The following is a 25236-nucleotide window of genomic DNA, read 5'->3' on the forward strand; positions in this document are numbered from 1 at the left end:
TCTACAATCAAATTCGTTAACGAACGTTTAAACCTTTGTCCCTTTGAACCTTTGAACCTCAAAAAATCACTGAAACTCGAAATTATCCAACATTAATCCCTTCAAATCATCACCTTCCAATGTAATTTTATACGTTCCTGCGTTAATATAACCACCTGAAGTCGTATTCAAAATTTTCCATTTTTCAGGTGATGGAAAAAACTCAATTGTATCATTTCGCATTAAAATTCCGTAGGCATCTTCCATTTTGAATTTCACTTTTAATGGCGTTTCGTTTCGATTCATAAAACGAAAACGCATTAAATAAATTCCCGCAACTCCTGGTTTTACTTCAAATTCGATACTATTATTTGTTTTCTTAGTAAACTCAACATAATCGGCTTTTTTGAAATTTCCTTTTTCAATTCCAGTTCCTGTTGTTTTTGTTTTTTCAGCTTCAATGATTACGATAGGTCTAGAATCATCTTTCTCGCCCATATCGTAAGTTGGAACAACTGCAATTGTAAAATGTGACCCTGCTTTACCAAATTCAACTTTACCCGTTTTTTTAATTTCTTTTTTATAAACATCAAAAGAGAAATTCAAACTATTTTTAGCTTTTTCTTCCAATTTGGTAAAGCCTTTCAACCAATCAGGAACTGGCTCAAATACAGAAATAATTACATAGACATTCGAATCTTTCAATAAATCGAAATTTCCAGAAGGTATATTTACATCTGAAAACTGTAGATAATCTGCTCCAAAAACCTCCGAAGGCAATTCGGTAAAACTCACATCTGAGTTTGAAAATTGCTTCAAATTAATATCTAGCCATGAAGCAATTTTAAAATCATTTTTAGAATTCAAACTTACATTCTGAATATTTTTTGGTGATTCCTCCGCAGGCCTTGCATGAATATCTTTTGTTGCAATCGCAATCGCAGAAATAATCGCTTGTGAAGCTTTTACATTTGGAAATGAAATCACAATTTTTCCGTTTGTACTTTTTACTCTGAATGTTTTCTTCAAAGCATTATCATGTCTGGCTTCTGCCCAAATATCGAAATCTTTTAAAACAACATTATCATTAATTGCTACGTCAAACAATCGCCAGCCTTTGCAATCCATTCCGCCACCAGTTCCGTACCAAGGTTCTGTGAAATATAATTCGACTAAATATTCCCCGTCTGGTGCAGGAAATTCGTAACGCAGTTTATCAACTCCGTATCTAAAACTTTGAAATAACTCAGGATCTTTTGTTCCGTTTATTGGGTCGAAAGTTTTTCTTTGACTGGCGAAAAAGTCGGGCAATTTTTCAAAATTATCTGTCCACGATAACGAACCCCAACTATTTTGTCCATTTTTATGTGTATCGGTAAACCAAGTATTTCCAGCAGAATCTGTCAATTCAGAACCTCCACAATTTACTCTGTAAATATAATTATAACCGCTTTTTGCTTTTGTAATATCTGCTTTACTAGTTATTAAAGTTTCAAAATTTGGTGCCTTCGGAAGATTATTTAAAACAATATAATCTTTAGCAACTGCTTTTCCGTTTACATAACCAACGGCATATAAAACATTGTACTGAATGTTGACATTATTAAATTGAAAATGCTGTCCGATTCCTGGATTTTTTAATTTTCCAAGTGAAACTTTATTGACATCATTAAACAATTCTACTTCATCACAATTCGAGTAAATATCGATTCCGTTTTTGATTCCCGGCTTTTCCCAACGGCTTGGCCAAGTATGCGAAACGATATACACCATCGGATTGGTTTTGTTCGAAACATAATTTGCTCGGTACATATAAAACGCATCTAAAGGCTCGCCCCAAATGGTAAAAAGACCTTTGTAATTTACTGGACCGACTTTGTCAATGTCTCTAAAACCTTCTCCGTTCTGCACTCTTCCCGGATTTTCGTGCGAAGCAAAAAGCCAGTTGAATTGTCCCGCAATTTTATCTTTTACCAATTCGGCTTCTCTAACTTTAATTTCCATTAATTGAGAAAAACGGTTTTCGCTTAAAGTTCCCTTTTGGTCAAACTCGCCTTCGGTGTGTAAATCGGCTGAACGCCAAGCGCCGTATTCTCCGTTTAATAACTGCGTAGTCATTTCTAAATGATACTTTAACGGATCTCCGCCATACGTTCCTGACCAGTTTTGAACTACATTCCAATCTGTTCCTTCTCCACCGTTACAAGTTGTTACGATTCTTTGCGAAGCTGATAACGGATCCATTTCTCGGATAATCTGTGTGCATTCTTCTGCAAATTCCTTCGGAATTGTACTTTCGTTCTGCAATCCCCACATCACAACAGATGGACTATTTCTGCGCTCTTTAATCCATTCTCGTAATAAGGTTTTGAAGTTTTCTTTGAATTCTGGTGTATCGTACCAAATATGTGCAGAAAACTGACTCCAAAACAGGATTCCGTTTTCGTCCAGTTCTTTTTGATACAATAAATTATGAGGCTGATGCGCTTCTCTAAAAGCATTGAATCCACCTGCTTTGATTTGTTCGATTCGGGAATGAATCATTTCATCTGAAAACGAATGGCTTTTTCCAATCAAATGTTCGTATTCGCAGACTCCGTTTATAAAAACAGGTTCATCATTGATAAAAAAACGATTGTCTTTTCCGTCTCGACTAACCGGCCAACTTACCCAGCGAATTCCGTATGAAGTTTTTAATTGATCGATTATTTTTCCGTTTTCATAAACCGAAGTCACCAATTTATACAAGTAAGGATTGGATGGCGACCATAATTTCGGATTCTGAATCTCAGGAAGTGTCAGTGCTATTTCCTTTGTTTCTCCCGAATTGATTTTGTTATCACTTTTTGTAATAACAACTTTCTTTCCTGAAGCATCCAAAAGAATATTTTCGACAGTTAAGTTTCGTTGTGAAATACTGTAATTCTTGATTTCTGTAGTGGTATGAAGAATCGCTTTTTGTTTGGAAACTGATTTATCGTTCCAAATATGAACACCGAACGGCTGAATTCTAACATTGTTTGTAATTACCAAAGAAACTGGTCTGAAAATTCCCATTGGCTGTGAACCTTCCGAAAATCCCCATTCTCCCGAACAGCCTCCACAAACCCAAGGTAGATCGGCTATAAATGATGGATGTGAAGCTTTTACTAAAATGATGTTTTCTTTATCGAAAGAAACCGCTTTGGTAATGTCTAAAGTAAAAGTGGTTCTTCCGCCTTTATGTTCGCCAACTTTTTTGCCATTTACCCAAACTGTTGCATAAGAACTTACACCTTCAAAATAAAGAAAATGCTGTTTTAAACTGCCTTTCTTATCTAGTTTAAGCGTTTTTTTGTACCAAACAGTACCGTGCAAATTTCCATGTTTTGTTCTTCTGAAACCATAATACTGATCCCAATTGTGAGGCACACTAACCTTCTGCCAATTGGAATCAGTTTCTAGATTTTCTACAAAATCTTCTTCTTTCAGCGGAAGATTATCCAGTATTACGGTTTCCCAAGACGAATTCAGTGAAATTTCTTTACGAAACTTCCCTGAATCTTTGCTCTGACTCCAAACAAAGCAAAGACTTGAAAAAAAACAAAAAATAAAAAAAACTATTCTATTCATATTTTCTATTTCCTGCAAGGTTTTCAAAACCTTGTAGGTTTAACTTTTTAACGTTCATTTTAGATACCTACAAGGTTTTGAAAACCTTGCAGGAAACGTATATGTTTCTTTAACACAGACCTGACAAGTTTTAAAAAGCTGTTAGGTCTAAATTAATTACGAGTTCGCGTGAGGGATTGAGGCGGTATCCTTTTATGTAGCGGAGCGGAATAAAAGATATAGCCGAAAGCCCGACCCGGAGGGACACGCCCAAATTATTTTTTTAATTCTAAACTTTATTATACCTACAAGGTTTTGAAAACCTTGCAGGAACGCAAATTAATAAAACAACCAATCAATAGCTGCTTTTTCTCCTGCATCGATATATCCTACATCACGTGGTGTTATGGTTTGATCTGCGTCGATGAAACCTAAAATTAATACTTTTCCTTTTCCTAAATCTAATTTATTCTCTCCTGGTTGGAAAGTATAGGTATGAATATTTACACGTGGTAAATCTTTTAAATTCATTGCACTTGCCAGAACTACTTCGGCTTGACCATGCGCATTTCCAGCAGCATCAGTTTCTAAACTTGGCGGTAATAAAAATCGCTTCTGATCTGAATTGAAATAACCAACTACTAATTTAACCGCTTTTGTGTTTCTAAACTTCAAATGGGTTCCTTTTTCGTTTTGATCGTTTTCTACAAACGAATATCCTCTAAGATTTTGAAGTTCAGGAGCAACTTTAGTTAACTCAGAAATATCTGTTCCATAAACTTTTGTTCCAGTTTTTACTAAATAAGTTCCCGGTTTTTCATCGATGAAAGTTACTTCTGCCGTTTTCCAAGGTTTTCCTTCTTTAGTTTCTATTTTACCATCTTTTGATGCTTTTAGCTTTTCTAAATTTCTTTTAAAATTCGATAATTCACGCTCGTAATGTGGTAATAATTCTGCCCAAGTTTTGTTATTTCCGTCGTCTCCACCAATCGGAATTCGGCGCTGCGCTGTTTGCATACTGTTGGCATAGTAATATGTGTCTTTTGTCAAGTTTACCAATAACTCATAATACTCAATGCTCTTTTCTAAATGAGGCAAAGCTTTATCTAAATCGGTAATGTCATTTGAATAACTATATCTTAAAACCAATAACGCTGCTTTTACTTTTTCTGAGAAGAAATCGGCAAACGCTTTGTAGGCATGAATGTCATTTTTAAGACGTGCAAATTCTTCTTTATCTTTGGTTACGCTAGCTTCGGCTTTATCTATTGCTTCAACCGCTAATCTTCCGTGTTCTGTAATTTCAGCAATAATTTGGGTAGGAAGCTCGCCAGAATGCTGTTCTTTATTCCACTCTTTTTTAGCATATTCCAAAAGCAATTCACCCGCTGGCCCGCAAGATTCGTGGAATCCAGGATATACTCTCCATTTGGATGGATTTACCAACTGACTTTCGAACATTCCTAACAATAAAGTTTGACGGTTTCCTTCTGTAATTCCGAAACGTCTTAAGGTTTTTGGAGCAATTTCTCCTGTTTCTTCGTAAGCTTTTAAAATACTGTTTGCTGCTTCTTGAGAAGTTCCAAATTTCGCAGCTAAATCATTATCCCAATATTTAACTTCTTCATTTCTATCTCTTTTGCTATCCCAAGCATATCTTGCCCAAGCTTTGTACCAAATCCAGTCGCGATCCATTTCTAATAAACGTTCTCCTGATTTCGTTTTATCTGCCGAATAGGGCCAATCCCAATAAGATGCCTGCGGATATAAATGCAGTGCATTTGCGCCATGAACACTATGCATCGCTTTTACTGTTTTCTGAATAAAATCTGGCGAACCATATCTAAAAGGTTCTAAATTAGCCAAAATATGAACGTTTTCAATGTGAATTGATTTCAGAGCACTCAATTGTTTGTGCGTTTCTCCCCAAGGTCCGCCTGGCGTGTAAGTCGTTAAAGATTCTCCTGTATATTTACTTTCTGTATATAAATTTTTATATAATGGAAGTGATTTTTCCATAACCAAAGGTCCGTCTGTATCGTGAGAACGAAGAATAATTGGCGGTTCTTCAGTTTTTCCTAATGCTTGCAATCCATCACGAACACCTGGAATAATAGTTTTAGTAAACCATTCCACGTCATCATCAACCGTATTGATTGCTTCTCCCAAACAAACCATTAATCCAACATTTGGATATTTTTCGATAAAAGCGGCGATAGATTTTCTAGTATAATCAGACAATAAAGGCGTAATAGGTCTTGAACGATCTTGTGTTTTAATATTGTAATGCTCTGCAAAAGGCTTAGAGACAATAATATTATAAAACATCTGAATGACCCAGATTCCACGTTTATTGGCTTCAACTGTTAAGAATTTATAGATTTCCTCGTTCTTCTTGAAATCTTCATCGCTTACCTCAACCGCAAACGGATAGTCTTTTAATTTCACTAAAGAAGCAAATGGGTGTCCGTTCCATAAATACAAAGAGTTCATGCGGTTTTCTACCAGCATATCTAAATATTTAATCCAAAGTGCTTTATCATAAAACCACGGAAAAGTTTCTGGTGTATATGGATATTCGTAAACATCTCGTCCTGGAAGATAAACCGGTTTCTGCATTCCGATGCAAGCTCCTCTCAAAACCATTTCCGGACTGTCGTCAATATTGATTTCTGAAGGAAGTTTTCCTGAAGCTTTAAGTTTATCTGTTACTTCCAAAGCACCATACAAAGCTCCTGAAGCATCTGTTCCTTCAATGTAAATTACATTATTTTGAGTACGAATCTGAAAACCTTCTTTCTTGTTTAATTTGCTATCATCAATTTTAGCACTTTTAGCATTTTTTTTCCAGAAATCGGTTCCTTTTTCTCCAATTACAATTACTTTATCTTTTGATTTTTTGAATTTATCAGAAGAAGTTACGCTGAACCCTTTTGCTGAAAGGGTTTCTGATAATTTCTCTGCTCCAAATTTTGCTCTCGGCGAACTCGGATCACTCACAACAGTGATGTTCTGCGCTGTCGCGAAAGAGACGTAAAGACATAAAAAAAGTAATTGTAAATATTTCATAGTATGCTGTTTTTGGGTATTCATTCTAAAAATAATCTGCTAGATATGCTGAATCTGCGAGAGATAATTTTTTCACGCAGATTCAGCAGATTTGGCAGATTTTCTATTGATTCTTTTGCCACAGATTAAAAAGATTACCACAGATTTAAAAAATCATTTTAATCCTTTTAATCTGTGGCTAAAAAATTAATCCTGAAAAATCTTCTTCAAATAAGCCACATTTGCTCCGTAATTGGCTTTAACATTATGAACTTGCGTTACGTCGCGAGAACGCTCTACAATCAGCCATCCGCTCCATTTCATTTCGTCCAAAGTTTGTTTGATTTTTAGCATGTCAATAGCTTTGTCATTTTCTAACCAAAACTGATCGGTATTCGAAGCGTGAATCTGCGCTAAATATTTCTTCCCTAATATTTTTAGTTCTGATGAAATATCTCTTTTATTATCTAAAGCATTCGCAAAATTGAAAGAGCTTTTAATATATTTTGAGCCGACTTCATCTAAAAGCTTTTTCTCTTCTGTAGCACTCAATGAAGTTTCAATTGCGATAATGCCGCCTATTTTACCCACTTCTTTTCCTGCCCATTGCAGTCTTTTAATCACTTCTGGACGCAATTCTGGATTCTTAACTAAATCGGTTTGAGTTCCTAATGGAAGATACGCCACTTTTACTTTCATGTTTTTCATTGCCTGAATACAATCTGTAATCATAGGTGTGATTTCTCTTGTGGCAAAAGACTGTGCATAAAATCCCGACATCGCAATTGAACTGATTCCAACTCCAGTTTCTTTTGATTTATCTAAGAATTTTTGTCTTTCAACTGGGTCACCCAATTTACTATCAAAAGTTGGTCTATTTCCTAAACCTCCCATATCTAGTTCGATTCCATCCGCTTTTATTTCAGCTGCTAAACCAAAAGCGCCTAATTTTTGTCTTTTTAAAATCATCCAGTCACAAACCGCCACTTTGTATTTTTGTTTTTTGTTTGAAGACTGAGCAGTTACACAGCTATTAAATGTTGTTGATAGAACAACAAGTAGCGCAATAAATAAATTTCTTTTAGATTTCATGGTTATATTTTTTTTGCCACAGATTAAAGGATTAAAATGATTTTTTTCTAATCAATCTCCATAATCTGCCAAATCTGCGAGAGTTTTTTTTTACGCAGATTTGGCAGATTGAGCAGATTTTTTTAATCCATTTAATCCTTTTAATCTGTGGCTATATCTTTATTACTCTTCTTCGGCTTTTACCACTGTAACTACTTTTCCTTCGTCGCCCGGCCAGATTCCGTTTTTGATTGGAAGTGCCACTAATTTGCTTGGATCAATTTTTACATATTTCAGTTTTTCTCTTCTCCAAGTGTACACGATATGCACCATTCCGTCTGAACTTTGAATCATCGAAGGATAAGAATATTGACTGATTTTTGAATCTTCTAAAACCAAAGCGGCATTCCAGTTAATTCCGTCTTTTGAAACGGAAACGTTTAAAGGTGTTCTTGGTCCTTTTGCTTCTTTTCCTGGAGGAAGAACGTGATTGTATACTAACAAATGTCTGCCGTCTTTAAGCGTTACAGCATCAGTTCCTGAATTGTTATTTGGAAGTCCGATTAACTCTACATCCGACCAAGTTTTTCCATTATCTTTTGAAAATGTGCTGAAAATCGCTCTGTTTCTAGTTCTTCCGATAGCCTGAATACTTCCGTCTTTATGAAACAAAATACTTGGCTGAATCGCATTGATTTTTTGTTTTCCTCTTGGAAGTGTATCGCCCATTACCCAGGTTTTTCCGAAATCTGGAGTAGATTCCATACGCAATCTCCAGCCATCGCCTTCGATACTTGACGGACATAATAAAGTCCCGTTGCTTAATAAAACTGGTTTATTTTTGATTGGCCCTAAGAAACCATCCGGCATTTTTTGAGCCTCAGACCAAGTTTTTCCACCATCAGATGAAGTTCTTATTACGCCCCACCATTCTGATGGTTTTGGTCCTATTTTGTAGAATAACATTAAATCGCCTCCCGGAATTTGATATAAAACAGGGTTCCAAGTTGGCAATCTTGGGCCTTCTTTCATTACTCCGTCGGCAACTTTTACACCTTCGTTCCAAGTATCGCTTCCTTTTGGTTTGATGGCTACATAAATGCAAACGTCAGGATTTCTTTCGTGCGTGCCTCCAAACCATGAAGCAACTAAATCACCATTTGTAGCTTCGACAATTGTAACGGCGTGGCAAGACGGATAAGGCGCTTTATCGTAAATAAATTGATCTACTAAAATTCCTTCTTTCCAAGTCTTTTTCTCTAAAGCCGATTTACAACTTCCTAAAAGGAAAAGTCCAAACAAGACAAATGCTAATTTTGTTACCTTCATTCTTAATTAAATTATGAATTATTTTTTCTGACTATAAATACATACCTAACATTTTTTTAGGTAAAAATATTTAATAAGTGTAAAAATAACACCAAAAAATTAACAATGTATCCTGTACTGTCCCGAATTATTAAAAATGCAGATTATTTAACGTTTATCGTATAATTTCCTGACGAAAGTGTCACAACTGTTTTATTTTTTTCTATTGAATGGGTATAAGAAGTTTTATCCAACTTTTGTTTATTAATCGAGATTGATGAAACATCAATAGCAGGAAGATATACTACAGCCGTTGTATTAGCAGGAATAGTAATATTCCAAACCAAAGCTTTTTTATCCTTTTTCCAATCACTTTTAATCATTCCGTAAATTGATTCGTAAGACGCATTTACATAAGTCAATCCCGCATTAAAATCTGGTTTCATAATAATTTGTTTGAAGCCCGGAGTTTCAGGATTGCTTTTGATTCCAGCCATATTTTCGTAATACCAAATCAATAAATCGCCTAAAAGCATCACATGATTTTGCGAGTTCATTGCAGGATCGGCAGTATTTCCGTTCCAAAGTTCCCAAATGGTTGTTGCGCCATTTTCGATCATATAACCCCAGCTTGGATAGGTTTTGTTTGAAGCCAGTTTGAAAGCCAAATCACCGCGCCCAAAATTAGTCAGTGTTCGCATTAAAAACTGCGTTCCAATAACTCCTGTACTTACGTGACCGTTTTTAGTTACTTCCACTTCGTGTACCAGATTTTCGAAGACTTTTTGCTGTAATTCTTCTGGAACCAGTCCGAAAGTCAAAGGCAGTAAATTGGCTGTTACGGTATTATTGCCGTAATTGTTTTTGGATGCATTAAAATATTTAGCGTTGAATGCTTTTTTTATTCTTGAAGCTAATTCATCATAATGTTTAATATCATTTTGCGAATTGGCAATCACAGCAAACTTTTTCATGATATTTAGAAGCTGATAATAAAAGGCACTCGAAATCAATTCGCCATCTGTTAAACGAGAAGGATCTTTGGAACGAATTAATTCCAACGACTCTGGCGGAACGCACCAATCGCCGTATTTATCTTTGGTCATGATATCATCAACCAGATAGTTTTCTTCCATATAATCCATCCATTTTTTCATAGACGGATATTGTTTTTCCACTACTTTTTTATCACCAAATTGTTGATACAACATATCAGCAACGGTAATATACGTTCCCGGCCAAGTTACATTATCTCCATAATAACGCCAGAAAGCTGGTGCCACATCTGGAATTCCGCCGTCAATAGTTTGTGCATTTTTAATATCATCTAACCATTTTGCATATAATGTCTGATTATCAAATAAGAAACTTTCTCCGTAAGCTCCCGTTGTTCTGTCTCCCAACCAAGGCTGACGCTCATTTCTCTGCGGACAATCAATTGGCATTCCTTTATAATTTCCACTAATTCCCCACCATGCATTTTTAAAAATCTGATTCATAATTGGGTTCGAAGAATCGAAAGTTCCTATAGTCTGAATATCATCGTAAACTACTTTCCCAACAAAATTTTCCAAAGTTGGTTTGGATTTGAAACCCGAAATTTCTACAAATCTGAAACCGTGAAAAATAAAACGTGGTTCCCAAATTTCTTCACCTTCGCCTTTTAAAGTATAAATATCAGTTGTTTTGGCATCACGTAAATTCGCAATATATAACGAACCATCTGGCTGTAAAGATTCAGCAAATTTCATCGTGATTTTGTCGCCGGCATTTCCTTTTACTTTTAATTGCAACCAGCCCACCATATTTTGCCCCATATCTAAGATATAAGTTCCTTTTGCTGTTTGTTTGATTGAAATCGGTTTTACTTCACGTTTAATTTTCATATTCGCCGACATCTGTCCTTCGTAGAATCCGCCTGGTTCTTGAACATATTCTGCTGAAAGCCATTTTTTATCATCAAAATTCACAGTGTTCCAGCCTTTCATTTCTTTGCGAGCGTCGTATTCCTCTCCATCGTATTCGTTGTTGGATAAAATCGGACCGTCAGTTGTGATTTTCCATGTATCATCTGTTCTGATTATGTCTTTGCTTCCATCTGTATATTCTACAAATAATTGCAAAGCCATTTTCGGATAACCAAAAGTTTTGATTTTATAAGGTTTATAATCCTGACGCATGGTAAAAAAACGTCCGTTTCCTAAAATCGTTCCCAACGCATTTTTTCCTTCCTGCAATTGCGAAGTCACATCAAAAACATTGTATTTTACATTCTTGGTATAATCCGTAGGAACGGGCGCCAAAACCTGATCGCCAATTTTATTTCCGTTAATGTATAGCTCGTACAAGCCCATTCCCATGATATAAACCTTGGCGTTTTTGACTTTCTTTTTTAAGTCGATTTCTTTTCTTAAATATCTGGCTGATAATCGCGAATACTGCGAAATACTATCTCCCTTCGACGTTTTTTCATACCCAATCCATCGTGTTGATTTCCAATCAGCATAAGTCAAAATTCCGATACTGAAATGTGCTGTTTCTTTTGATTGAGCCTCGCCTTTGTTGGTAAAAACCGTTACTTTCCAATAAACGTCCTGTCTATCTTTTAGTTTTTTTCCGTTATAAATTACATTGACAGAAGCGTCACTTTGTACTTTTCCGCTATCCCATAAATCTGCGTTTCCAGCATTTAATTTTTCTAAAGACGAGGAAGCTAAAATTTGATAATGAGTTTGTTTTACATCATTTATGTCTGCTTTTATTTTCCAGCTCAATCTTGGCTCTAAAACATCAATCCCTTCTGGATTCGTTAGCATTTCGCATTTTAAATCACTTACACTTATTTTGTTTTGGGCTTTCGCCGAAATTGTGAAAAGTGAAATGATTAAGGTAAGATGTAAAAAAAACTTTTTCATGGTATTATATTTTTTCTTAACAAGTTTCAAAAACCTGTTAGGTCTTTTTTGTTTTCTATCTATAGACAAAGTATTGTCATTTCGACGAAGGAGAAATCTTCGCAAGTAACTCGGTAACAATAATCCAATCTTTGTCGAGCTTCTTGCGAAGATTTCTCCTTCGTCGAAATGACAAAAATGAGAACAATTCTACGAATATTAAGGTTTTATAAATCGTCTTAATTTATCCAATGTGCTTAAACTCTCAAAAGCAATTTTATTTTGTTCTAATAACTTACTTGTTTCCCAGCGTATCTTCCACTCAGGATCTTTCAGTTTTTGTCTCAGTTTCGATACTATAGATGGATTAGCCTTTAAAACCTGTTCATCAATCCAATCAGGAAGAAATTCCAAAGCATTCAAACGAGTTTCAAATTCTTTATGATCTAAACCCTTTAATAGTATTTCTCTAACCCTTTCTGCAGGATAGGAATCTATTGTCTCTACTATAATTTCATTAATAACAGAAGAAAGTTCCTTAACTTTATTTTGCTCTAATCCTATTTGGTAAACCCTTCTGAATTCATCTGAAAGAAAATCTGCCCATTTATCAAGATCTTCATCCTCACTCAATGCATAGTAGACAAATCTAACTTTATCAGGCTGTGCATAAATATTGTTTTCACAAAAGCGCTTTACTGACTCTAGATCTTTTACCGCCAATTTCTGAATGTCTTTAATTGCTTCTTCAGATTCCTCATATTCAAGATCGTAATATTCATCTAGAGTGATGATCTGGTCAAAACCATGTATAGGTTGGTAAACTGCTTTATTTTCGCTCATAGTGCTTGGTGTAAACTTTGGAGTATATTTTTTTACAAGTTCCTTAATTTCATTTTCAGATACATTGTAATCATCTATTTTTATTTCGATGGTTTTCTGCTTATAAACAAAAGTGAGGTAAAACTCCTTGTAGCTCAAATTGTACTTTGCCGTATGTTCTGTTTTCGCAATAACTCTTGAAAATACAACATCTTTCCATTCATAAAAAATCTCATTAAGTTCTAATCCTTCTTGTGAGAATATTATTTTTTTATGAAAATTAAAGAGCGTCATTACCGCTTTTTTTCCATAAACGATGATAAATAAAACGGCAACAATCGGTAATACTAAATTGCTAAATTTAAATGTAAATTTTTCAACATTTATAAGTGATAAAAAGTAAATACCTAAAACCACAAATACCATATTCCATATAATATGAAATACACCACCTTTGATTGAATAGTTTAATACTGTTTTCTCCAAATTTTATTCTTAACTAAATCAATTTTATCTGCTAAACCTGACAAGATTTAAAAACTGTTAGGTTTAAAATTATTCAGAAACTAACTTCTCTAATTTATCAGAAACTGCAATTTCTTTTCCGTTTTTAAAGATTCTAAAACCTTTTCCTTTCTTATATTTTTCTCCTGTTTTATCCCAAAGAATGGTAATAATATTGCCATGATATAGAACATTATCCAGACAAAACCAATCCCATTTTTCTTGTGGAATCAACGGATTTACTTCAATCTTTTCATCAGCTCTCGGACGTAAACCAACCAAACCCATAATCACTAAGTCATTGAAAGTGGAATGGTTATAATAACGGCTTCTTTCTCTGTCTCCCATTAACCAATAGCCTGTTGTTTCGTCCAAATACTCGCCAAGATAAGGTTTCCCTCTGTAATATTGCGACTGAACGTACAATTCCATCTGTTTGAAATAATCAGGTTTTGCTACAAAATTCTGATTGTAATTATTTAAAACATTCGCCAAAGCCGTTAGCGTCTGCGAACTTGCAAATGGCCAAATCGCACCGTCCCATTCGCAGGTTCCTGTTCCGTGTGTTCTAAATCTTGGACTTCTTCTTTCTGCTGTTGTCAAACCAAACGGAGCCGAAAATCCTTTTTCATCCTTAATCTGCTCCCAAGCTTTTTCAAATCCTTTGTTTTGCTCTGGAAGATTAAAATACCAAGGAATAAATCCGATTGCTTCTCGAACTTGTGCTAAAGTATCTTTTTCTGTTAAAGTTTCAAAAAAATCGCTTTTCTGATTCCATAACTTAGTCTCCACTAATTTTTGCAAAACATCAGCTTTTGCTTTGAATTTTGCTTCTACTTCTTTATCGCCTTTCATTTCAGCCATTTTAGAAATTGCTACAGCATTTCCATACATATAACTGTTTATCGTTGGTCTTGCATTTTGTACTTTGCGCCCGCCACTCAAGGATTCTTCCATTCCATCTTTTACATCGTGCTGCCAAAACAAACCATCTTTACGCTGACGGTCTTTTTCCCAAACGGCATAATCAGTAACCATGTCTGGATACAAATCCAATAAGAATTTTTCATCCTTATTCACCAAATAACGATTGTACAATGCATCGGCTGTCCAACTGCTGAATTTATACAATTTGTTCATTGGTTTTCCATCATTTCCTCTATACCAAAGTTTCACATCCTGCTCAATGTATTTCGAATCATGAACCCATCTGAATTCGTTGATATGATGTCCCAAAGCACAACTAATCATATTGTATTTATCGGCATACGAACGGTCTACCAAAAACTCTGTAATTGCAAATCCCTGCGGTGTATTTTTGATATGCTTACGAACGCTCCACCATCTGAAATAATAAATTTCCTCAAAATTCTGCTGTGGACATTCAAACAACGGAATGTTCTTCTCCATCCACGCCCATGCACTGTCATTTGGAATCGCAAATTTTAGGTTTTCATCTTCCATCGTGTTGAAATAATCCACATAATGTTTGAAGTTTTTTTCTTTTAAAACAGCTGATTTTCCCTTTTGAGAATGGTCGACACCAGATTTGCAACTGCTGTTTATGCATGCAATTACAATTGATAGTGTTATTATTTTATGTTTGAAATTTGTCAACATTTAAAATTCAATCTTTTTAAAGTTAAACCATGTAAGTAATATAAGTTCAATTAAGTTTTACTTTATATTTTCTTATATCACTTATATGGTTTTAAAATAATTTTAATTCCCCGAAAAAGTATACGTCTGCCCCGCTTTCATATTCACATCATAAATAGTATAATTCGGCAATTGCACTTTAGGCAATTTCGCTTCATTAGAAATAATCGGTTTCTTCACTTCCACATTGTAAAATAACGGATTTGAATTTTTCCCTTTTGCTTTTTTGATTGAAGAACCACTTAACGTATTTTCAACTTTCAATCGGCAGTTTCCTCCAATTTTTGAATAGATTTTCAACTTCGAAACTTTATTGTTTTTCCAAGTCATATCGATTACAAAACCGCCTCTTGCAACTAAACCTTTTATGCTTCCGTCTTTCCAAACCGTTGGTAAAGCTGGCAATAGATGAATCGCATCTTCCTGACTCTGCATTAACATTTCGGCAAAACCGGCTGTACATCCAAAATTTCCATCAATTTGAAAAGGCTGATGTGCATCTAACATATTCGGATACGTTCCTCCGCCTTTTCTTTGATCTGCTGTAACTAAATGCAATTGATCCTGAATCAATTTATAAGCATGATTTCCATCTAATAATCTCGCCCATAAATTGACTTTCCATCCCATAGACCAGCCTGTAGATTCGTCTGTTCTGTAAATCAACGATTGTTTAGCCGCTTCAAATAATTCAGGTGTTTTAATTGGTGAAATCTGATTACTTGGATACAATCCGTATAAATGTGAAACGTGTCTGTGATTGTCTTTCGGATTGTCCCAATCGTCTTGCCATTCTTGCAACTGACTGTGTTTTCCGACTTTCATCGGAGGCATTTTTGCCAAAGCATCACTCACTTTTTTCACATAAGCAGCATCAGGAGAAACCAAAGCAGAAGCTTCCATAACATGCGTAAACAAATCAAAAACCAGCTGATTATCCATCGTAGTTCCAGATGCGATAGTCGCTTTTCCAGTTCCGCCTGCATGTGTATTTTCAGGAGAACTTGATGGAACAACCACCAAATATCCTGTGTTCGGATCCACAATCATGAAATCTAAAAAGAAATCGGCAGCGCCTTTCATGATTGGATAAATTTCTGCTAGATATTTTTTATCACCAGTATATAAATATCTTTCCCATAAATCCTGACAAACCCAAGCACCTCCCGTCGGCCACATTCCCGAAGCAGCAGAATCGACTGGAGCGGTTACACGCCAAATATCGGTATTGTGGTGCAAAACCCAACCGCTTGCATTGTACATCATTCTCGCTGTTTCTGCACCTGTCACGGCTAATTCTTTTGCCATTTGCACAAAAGGTTCGTGCATTTCCTGCAAGTTGGTTACCTGTGCCGGCCAGTAATTCATTTCGGCATTGATGTTTGTGGTGTATTTACTGTCCCAAGGCGGAGTTACCATATCATTCCAGATTCCTTGTAAATTGGCTGGCTGGCCACCTGGTTGTGAACTCGAAATTAAAAGATAACGTCCAAATTGGAAATACAACGAAGCCAACTGCGGATCAAATTGTTTCGAGAAATCTCTGATTCTTTCGTTTGTTGGTTTCTTTGTCAATTCATTTGAACCTAAATCTAACGCCACTCTGTTGAAGAATTTTTGGTAATAATCAACATGGGCTTTCTTTATGGTTTCAAAATCTTTTGTTTCCGCTTTCGCTAAATAGTCTTTACTTTTCGCAATTTCATCACCAGAAATGTCCTGATAGTTTTTGAAATTGGTTGCAATCGAAATGTATAAAGTCACTTCATCAGCTTTGATGACACTTAAAACGCCGTTGCTGGCATCGATTTGGCCACCTTTATTTTTAGCTGTTAGTCTGCCTTGGAATTTTACTTTTCCTTTTACGCCTTCAAAATTAGTTCCAACTCCCGAAAGTATGATCTGGTTTCCTTCAGTTGAAGCAACTGTTTTATCAATTGGGCTGTTCATGAAAACGTTACATGTAATCTGTCCAGGCTGACTTGCAGAAAGTTTTACCACAATAACCTGATCTGAAAATGCAGTTAGAATTTCTCTTGTAAATTCAACGCCGTTTACTTTGTATTTTACTTTTGCCGTTGCATTACTGATGTCTAAATCACGATAATAATCGGTATATTTTTGATGTCCGTTGAATGAAATGTAAACGCTTCCGAAAGTCTGATATGGCATTCCGTCATTGGTTTGCGACATGATATCCTGCGTTGCCAAATCCTGGGCTTCATCAAATTTCCCATCAAAAATTAACTGACGAACAATTGGCAATGCTTTTATTGATTTTGAATGTGCGTTGCTGTTTGGTGAACCTGCCCAAATGGTCTCTTCGTTCAGTTGCAAACGTTCTACTGCTGGATCACCAAAAACCATTGCGCCCAAACGTCCGTTTCCTAAAGGCAAAGCTTCGTTCCAGATGGATGCGGGTTTATCGTACCATAATTTTAGGTCGCTTTGAGCTGTTGCAGTTATGGAAAAAATACCAAAACAGATTGCCGTTATTTTAATTTTTAACTTCATATTATATTTTTTTTTTCGCCACGAATTACACGAATTGGCACTAATTTCTTTTTTAAATTTTTATTTCAATTGCTCTAATTTATTTTGCCACAGATTAAAAGGATTTTCACTGATTAAAAATCTGCAAAATCTGCAAAATCTGCGTGAAAAAATTTTACTCCCGCAGATTTGCTTCGCCTGTTCGCTATCGCTCGGGTTGCAGATTAAGGAGATAAAAAAATCCTTTTAATCTGTGCAATCTGTGGCAAAAAAATAATTCGTGCCAATTCGTGAAATTTGTGGCAAACTCTATTACTTCTTAACCTCGTAAACCTTCAGATTTTTTTCTCCGAACATTTCATATAATTTGTTGATGTCTTTTAGAGCATTTTTCGGCAGTTTTTCTCCTTTATCTCCAAAAACAAACAGCTTTTCTTTTGGTTCAATTACGCAAGTCGATTCATCGATTTCGCCTTTGTCGTCCTTTACTTTATTCAAATCTAAATTTAAATATTTCGCCATAAACGGATACAAAGCCATGCGTTTTGAAATTCCGAAATCATGACCTTCTTTGGCAAAATGCGCATTCTCTACTAAATCTTTCTTTCCGTACAATTCGTATGTTCTTTGGATAAAAGGAAATTCCAGTTCCGGAACCGCCAATGTCCAGTCTTTTCCATCCGAAACAATCAATTGCGGTTTTGGTGCCATCATAGCTGAGATTTCGGCATTGTTAGTTCCGTTTCCGCACAAGTGAATTCCGCGTCCGCTTTCGCAAGGGCAACCGCCTGAAAAATGTGACGAAACCATTACAACCGGAGCTGAAACTTTCACACGATCATCAATCGCCGATAAAAACATTGTGTGCGAACCTCCGCCTGAGCCACCAGTAACGCCAACTCTTGACATGTCGGCATTTTTTACGGTTGATAAATAATCTAATAAACGAATTCCTGTCAACAATTGGACTGTCGATGCGATGCTGTTTCTGTGCGTTTCTTCTGGAAACTGCAATAACGATTCTCCCCACGCAAATAAATCGTAACCGACTACAATTGCGCCCATTTTGGCCATCATGGCACAACGGTACTGCTCGTCTTTTCTGTATCTTCCGTCACCGAAATGGCCGTCTGGCGTAATAATTACAGCCGACTTTTTATTAAACGGATATGGTTTGTAAATCGATCCTGTTGCATAAACTCCGGGAAGAATTTCCAAAGCAATATTTTCTACACTGTAGTCTTTGTAAATTCTTTTTGGAGTTAAAAGTGGTTTAGACTTGGGCATTGGGGGTGCCTTATCCAAACCAAATGATGCAATCATACAAGCTTTTAACTCCGTTTTGCGTTTCTCCCATTGTTCTTTCGTCGAGTAAAGGCTTTCTAAGTAAAACAAACGTTCTTTTCCTTTATCTACCGAAACTTTATGGTTTTCATACTTGCGTATGATGTAGGTTCCATCGGGTTGTTTAAAATACATCAATTCAAACGGCGCTAAAATATTAGTCAGCGAAAGTGGCAGATTTCCAGGTTCAATTCTCCAATCGGCATAATCCAGTTCTTTTCCTTTTAATAAACCTCTGTCGTCGTTGATCGTTACGTTAAAAAGAGTTTCTATTTTTTTCAGTGTTTCTGATACTGGCTTTCTAAAATTAGTGTCAGAAGTGCTTTGTGCATTGGCAAATGTCAAAGCAAAAATGGAAACTAAGAAGATGTATTTTATTTTTTTCATTTTGATATAATTCAACACATTTTTTGAATTGCCTCCTGCTTTAGCTGGAGGGAATAAATTGATTTTTTAAAATTGGCTTTAGCCGAACTTTCACATTTGGCTAAAGCCTTTTGACTTGTCTTATTTTGAACCTCCAGCTAAAGCAGGAGGCAATTGATTTTCTTGATTTTTTTTCGGGTTTAATTAGAACTCATAACTCATAACTACAATTGACATTCTATTGTATAAATTCCCGATCCTAATTCTAAAACAGGCTTTTGTGCTTTTTCATCAAAACCTACCTTAAATCTTTTACCATCCATTTTTATTTCTGAATTTTTAGCAACCGGCAATTTTATTGTTGCTGTCGTATTTACCGGAATCTGAACCGTTAAAATAAATTTGCCGTCTTTCTTTTCCCATGAAGAAGCAATTTTTCCGTAAACCGATTGGTAGTCTGCTTTCGCGAAAGTCATATCGCCTACCGCTTCTGGCTGAATAAAGAAATGTTTGAAACCTGGTTTTTCAGGATCCGATTTGATTCCCGCTAAACTTTGGTAAAACCATTCTTCGATTTGACCTAACATAAAGTGATTCCATGAATTTCCTTTTCTCGGATCCCATTGTTCCGTTAAAGTGGTCAAGCCAAATTTAATCTGAAAACCATAACCCGGTGCATCGTAATGATTATGCATTTTATACATCGTTTCGTTTTCGCCGTTTTGTGCCAGAGTCTGGAATAAATAGCGATTTCCAACATCTCCCGTTGTCAAACGGTCTCCTTTTTCTTTGATATCCGCTAAAAGATTTTGCATTACTGCTTCTTTATATTGCGGTTCTACAATATCCATAAAAATTGGAACAGCGTTGCTAAACTGACTATTGGTTCCGTATTGTTTGGTTTCTTCATTGAAAAATTCTTTGTTAAAAGCAGTTTTAATATCCAAAGCCAATGCATTGTATTTTTCAAAATCTTCAGTTTTTCCTAATAATTTCCCTGCTTTAGCCGTTAAATACGCTCCATAATAATAATGAGAAGTCGCAGAAAGTGCAATCGGACTATTTTTAGAATATCCTGCAGGATGTGTTCCATAATCGTACCAATCGCCCAATCCGTGAGAAACGATGTTGTTTGTCGCTTTCGTTCCTAAATAATCGACGTACTTTTTCATTATTGGATAATATTTCTCTAATAATGAGACATCTCCGTAATATTCATAATACATCCAAGGCAAAATCACGCCTGTAACTCCCCATTCTGGAGAATCGGTAAAATCGCCTCCAAAGATTACATATTCAGGAACAATTGTCGGAATTAAACCGTTATCACGTTGTGAATCAGAAATATTCTGCATGGTTGCGGGAAGGAAATTCTGAAGATTGTAATTAAACATTAAACCTGGACCATTTAACTGAATTTCTTCTAGCCAGCCTAACTTTTCACGTTGCGGACAATCGGTAAAAACGCTTTGAAAATTACTTTTTATAGAGTTGTTAATCAGTTCGTGCGTTTTATTGAAAATTTCATTTGAACACGAAAAACTTCCTGCTTCTCCTGCCGAATTGTAAATGAAATTCGATTTCAAATCAACCAAAGTTGGAAACTCTTTATTCTTATCTTCTTTATAATTTATATTTTCAATTTGAACATATTGATAACCATAGAAACTGAATTTTGGCGTCCATTCTTCCACTCCATCACCCTTTAAAGTGTAATCGTAATAATAAGGTTTTCCAGATCTTCCCTGTGCAATTGTGCCTTCTTCATTTAATCCTTCAGCCACCCAAACACGAATCGTTTGCCCTCTTTTCCCTTTTACTTTTATGGTTGGAAATCCCGAAAGATTTTGTCCCATATCAAAAACATAAAAATTTGGTTTTAGCTCTTTTACCGTTTTAACCTCATATTGTTTCTGAATCGTAACTGGCGGTGCAGTTTGCGGTCTTAAAACTCCTTTTGGTGCTTCCTGAATAACTACTTTTTTCCAATCTCTATCTTTGTATCCTTTACGATTCCAATCTTTTTGCTCTAAATTGGCATTGTAATCTTCTCCTCCAAAAATACTATTATAGGTAATCGGACTTTTACTGTATTTCCAAGTTCTATCAGACTTTATAATTTCTTCTGAACCATCGTTATATTTGATTTTCATTTTAAAAAATAAAGTTGGCGGACCAAAACTTACAAAGAATTTGGTATATCTCTCAGCAAGCGTATTGTACATTCCGTTTCCTAAAAGAACGCCAATTACGTTATCGCCTTTTTGAAATTCTTTTGGACTTAATTCGTAAACATTGTAATTAACCGTTTTATCGTAATCGGTCCACAAAGGCGCAAACTGGCTGTTACCCACTTTTTTTCCGTTGATGGTTAATTCATAATGTCCTAAACCTGAAATATAAACAACAGCTTCTTTAACTGCTTTTTCTACTTCGAAAGGTTTGCGAAGCATAATACTTCTACGCGCCAGAGAATCGGAAGCATTGATAAAGGACATCTTTTTTTCTCTGTTGAAAGTGGCTGTATGATATGTTCTTCCTTCTGGCAAATGACTATCGGCTTTGGTAATCGCGCCAATCCAAGTTGGATTTAAATCTGATTCCAACGGCGCCGTTCTGAACGAAGCGTTTCTGCTCCATTTTGAAACTTTTCCCGATTGGTTCCAAACTTTGACTTTCCAGAAATATTTGGTTTCGCTTTTTAATGGTTTTCCGCTATAAACTATATGCAGGTTTTTGTCGGTATTTACTCTTCCGCTGTTCCAAATATCTCCGTCGTCATTATTTAATTTTTCTTCTGATGAAGCTACTAAAATCAAATAAGCAACTTGCGATGCATCAGATTCTTTTGAAACCAATTGCCAGCTTAATTTTGGCTGATTCTCGACAACTGCTAATGGATTTTCAGCCATTTCTGTTGTTAAACGTACAGGCAGAATTTGTCCTTTAGAAACTACAGTCACTAGAAGACAAACGGCTAATAATATGCTTTTAAAAAACTTCACTTTGTATATTTTTTTTTGCCACGAATTCACGAATTTTCTCTAATTATTCTTTTGCATTTTATTTCTCTAATTTTTTCTGCCACAGATTAAAGGATTAAATGGATTATAATCTGTGTTAATCATTTTAATCTGTGGCAAAAATTACGCAACGTTTATAAAATAATTCGTGAATTGCTTCGCTCGTTCGCTATCGCTCGGGTTGTGGCTATTTTTTCTTTACAACTTTCTAGTAATCAAAGATTCGATATTGAATACTGCCTCTGGAATTAATTTTCCTGTTTGAGGCAGATCATCGTAATCGTCTGTGTCTGGCGCTGTGTCCGCATCTGGCGAATGTCTTTGTTCTCCTGTGCGGAACATAATTCGCTCGAAACCGTCTGTTGGCGCATAAAATATCTTTGTTGATTCTTTTCCATCGTTTACTTTTATAGTATACTGACGGTTTTTAGCATCTAATTTAACAGTGATTGTATATGCTTTGTTTGCTTCGTACTTTGTAATCGAACTCAAACGGGCACCATTTTTTACCTTTAATTCTCCATCCGAATCAAAAATTAATCTTACCGATGGCAAACCTTGCTTATTTTGAAATTCAATCTGCAATAATCCATGATTGTTTTGTTCTGGTTTTACTGTGAAAACGGCTTCCATTTTTGAGGCGAAAGGAATTACCCTTTCCGCACGAGAATAATCAAAATAATCCTGATCTCTCAACGTCAGCCATTTTTTACCATCAGCTTTCTTTTCGATTTTTGTCGATGCCCATGACAAATCGTAGGTGTTCCAAAATTTCAATTCTTGTCCGTTTGGAAGAGTATTGAAAACATCATTTACATTTTCTGTCACAACAGAAGTTACTGGAACCGGAATCGACGCCACCCAAATATCTTCTTTATTCATGCTGTAACCTACCCAGATTTTTCCGTCTGGTGGAGTTCCGTTCTTTTCTGTAATTCCGCGAACGTATTGAGGGCCGGCAGATTTATAGTTTCCACCGTAACGCATCGGACTTACTTCTCCGTGAACCAATAATAAGTCTTTATAATTTAAACCATCATCACTCGTTGAAATCGCTAATGGCCAACGATATTCTGACGGATTATAAAGCGTTGCATAACGATTGTCTGATGTTTTTTGCCCCCAGATTTTAGCATTGCTGTTAACAAATCCTGGAGCACGCAATGGCATATAATCCCAAGATTTTCCACCGTCTCTGCTGATGGAAGTTAACGCATGTTTCCATAAACCGACAACATTTCCGTTTGGTAAATGGTAATAACTAAACGCTTTGTAAGGTTTTTGCAACGGAATCAATTCATCGTCACGATCAGCTTCTTCCACCCATTGCTGTAAAACCAAAGGTTCTGATAAAATTTCTTCGCAGGCTTTTTTCAAACCTTTGTCTTTTGATGCGGTATAAAATAGGAATTTCGATTTCGTTTTATCCCAGGTTTTATTGTATCTAATGAAATAGATTTCGCCGAAACTTCCGTCTTTCTTGATTTCACGAATGACACGTCCAATTCCTTTTCCGTCGTTTGGATCGTCTTTTTCATCCATCGCGATTCCGTAATATGCCAAGGCAAAAAGGCGATTGTCTTTTGATGTATAAAAGCCCATTCTTTGATGCATAATCGCATCCAGATTTTTGGCAACGCCTTCAACTCCTTCTTTTTTCCATCCGTCTGGAATGCGGTAAATTGGAAAAATTACTTCTGGTTTTGTCCACGTTACACCGTCTTTCGAAGTCATTAATAAAGTTTGGCTCGGCGGAATATGTTCACCCGAAGGATCGCTTAAATAGTGTAGATAAAAAGTATTGTTCCAATACGCCATCATCGGCTGATGATTGTATGTCCAGCCAAAACCATCTGCTTTTTCAGGATGTTCACGGCTTGCACGCATGATTTGTGTAGCGTGAACTCCAACGGCTGGACTCAACTGTCCGTGATGATAATCGATGTTTGAAAGTGTTTTGCCAACATAACGCACCGTGTCGTTTTGTGCATTTACAGCGGTACAAGCTAGAAGAATTGTAGCTGTTCTGATGATGTTGGTTTTTATGTTTTGGAAAGCAATCATTTTATTATTTTTTTGTTTCACGCAGATTTTGCAGATTTTGGCTGATTTGCGCAGATTTAATTTTAATCTTTTTGATTTAAAAAAATTAAAAAATCTGCTTGATCTGCTTAAATCATTTTTAGATCTGCGTGAAATTTTTCTAACTATTTCTTTTCAATTAATCCCTTTAAAACGTCTTCAGAGATTGTTGTAATCGTTCCGTGTTTGTGTCCTTCGGGAAGGCTTATTTTGGAGGATACATCTTCAAAATGAACAAAATCTGTTGTACTTAACGCTTTATAATTTTTTGAACCGTAATTATCATAATACAACAACCAGTTTTTATCCACTTTCACTACTGTCGGGCCTTCTGACAAATATTCTGTCAACGGTTTTGAAGGTTTTTCAAACGGTCCCAAAGGTGATTTCCCGAAAGCTACTTTTATATTTCGCATGGGTCTTGTGTTGTCTTTCAAAACCAAAACATAATCTTTCTTTCCTTTTTTGACAATCACACAATCAATTACACTGAAACCTGGATCATAATATAATTCGGTATCCGAAAACGTCTTAAAATCTTTTGTCGTTACGTAATACATTCTATGATTGTTTTTCTCGTCTTCCACTCCCTTTTCAAATCGGAATGGAATTGTTGATGCCCAAATGATTACGTATTCCTTTTTTACATCATCATAAAAAATCTCGGGAGCCCAAACGTTTACGACTTCTGGTTCGTTTTTCATCACGGGAATATATTGCTGTTCTGACCAATGAATTAAGTCTTTTGAACTTGCGTAACCAAAACCGTTTCCGCCTTTCCAATCGGTTGTCCAAACCATGTGATAGGTTCCGTCTGCTCCTTTTGTGATTGACGGGTCACGCATGATTTTACTGGCTCCAATTTCTGGTTTTAAAAATGATCCTTCTAATCCTTTCCAGTTGTAACCGTCTTCGCTGTACGCCAAATATAAACCTTCTGTTGCGGGTTCTCTAAATGACGTAAAAAGATATAAATCTTTCTTTTTCTGCGAATAACTTACAGCAAAAAGCGAAAGGGTTAGTATGATGAATATTTTTTTCATTTTATGTTG

The 25236-nt window shown here is 35.9% G+C and carries 12 protein-coding genes; all 12 read right to left on the minus strand.

The window, feature by feature from the left end; genetic code table 11:
- Positions 1–66: 66 nt before the first annotated feature.
- Positions 67–3591 carry a malectin domain-containing carbohydrate-binding protein gene (locus ABXT06_RS09690; RefSeq protein WP_354590574.1) on the minus strand — a complete coding sequence of 1175 codons (3525 nt, stop codon included), beginning with the start codon at positions 3589–3591 and terminating at the stop codon, positions 67–69.
- Between the two features lie 318 nt (positions 3592–3909).
- Positions 3910–6639, minus strand: a complete 2730-nt coding sequence (locus ABXT06_RS09695) for an alpha-d-galacturonidase (protein ID WP_354590575.1) — start codon at positions 6637–6639, stop codon at positions 3910–3912.
- A gap of 186 nt (positions 6640–6825) precedes the next feature.
- On the minus strand, positions 6826–7710 hold the full coding sequence (locus tag ABXT06_RS09700; RefSeq protein WP_354590576.1) for a sugar phosphate isomerase/epimerase family protein: 885 nt from the start codon (positions 7708–7710) through the stop codon (positions 6826–6828).
- 162 nt (positions 7711–7872) lie between these two features.
- On the minus strand, positions 7873–9018 hold the full coding sequence (locus ABXT06_RS09705; protein WP_354590577.1) for a sialidase family protein: 1146 nt from the start codon (positions 9016–9018) through the stop codon (positions 7873–7875).
- A gap of 143 nt (positions 9019–9161) precedes the next feature.
- Positions 9162–11912: a glycoside hydrolase family 78 protein gene (locus tag ABXT06_RS09710; protein ID WP_354590578.1), complete on the minus strand. Its 2751-nt coding sequence runs from the start codon at positions 11910–11912 to the stop codon at positions 9162–9164.
- A 198-nt stretch (positions 11913–12110) separates the two neighbouring features.
- The gene (locus ABXT06_RS09715; RefSeq protein ID WP_354590579.1) at positions 12111–13199 is read right to left on the minus strand and encodes a HEAT repeat domain-containing protein; all 1089 of its coding nucleotides are present in this window, start codon (positions 13197–13199) and stop codon (positions 12111–12113) included.
- Positions 13200–13268: 69 nt separating this feature from the next.
- A complete protein-coding gene (locus tag ABXT06_RS09720) occupies positions 13269–14837 on the minus strand; it encodes an MGH1-like glycoside hydrolase domain-containing protein (RefSeq protein ID WP_354590580.1) in 1569 nt (522 codons plus the stop codon).
- Between the two features lie 102 nt (positions 14838–14939).
- Positions 14940–17390: a glycoside hydrolase family 95 protein gene (locus ABXT06_RS09725; RefSeq protein ID WP_354590581.1), complete on the minus strand. Its 2451-nt coding sequence runs from the start codon at positions 17388–17390 to the stop codon at positions 14940–14942.
- Between the two features lie 291 nt (positions 17391–17681).
- Positions 17682–19100: an acetylxylan esterase gene (locus ABXT06_RS09730; RefSeq protein ID WP_354590582.1), complete on the minus strand. Its 1419-nt coding sequence runs from the start codon at positions 19098–19100 to the stop codon at positions 17682–17684.
- 203 nt (positions 19101–19303) lie between these two features.
- Positions 19304–22084, minus strand: coding sequence for a glycoside hydrolase family 78 protein (locus ABXT06_RS09735; RefSeq protein WP_354590583.1), 2781 nt, complete (start codon positions 22082–22084; stop codon positions 19304–19306).
- 216 nt (positions 22085–22300) lie between these two features.
- Positions 22301–24166 carry a six-hairpin glycosidase gene (locus ABXT06_RS09740; protein ID WP_354590584.1) on the minus strand — a complete coding sequence of 622 codons (1866 nt, stop codon included), beginning with the start codon at positions 24164–24166 and terminating at the stop codon, positions 22301–22303.
- Between the two features lie 143 nt (positions 24167–24309).
- Positions 24310–25227 carry a glycoside hydrolase family 43 protein gene (locus ABXT06_RS09745; RefSeq protein ID WP_354590585.1) on the minus strand — a complete coding sequence of 306 codons (918 nt, stop codon included), beginning with the start codon at positions 25225–25227 and terminating at the stop codon, positions 24310–24312.
- Positions 25228–25236 lie beyond the last annotated feature (9 nt).

The organism is Flavobacterium sp. UW10123 (assembly GCF_040538975.1).
Classification (GTDB): domain Bacteria; phylum Bacteroidota; class Bacteroidia; order Flavobacteriales; family Flavobacteriaceae; genus Flavobacterium.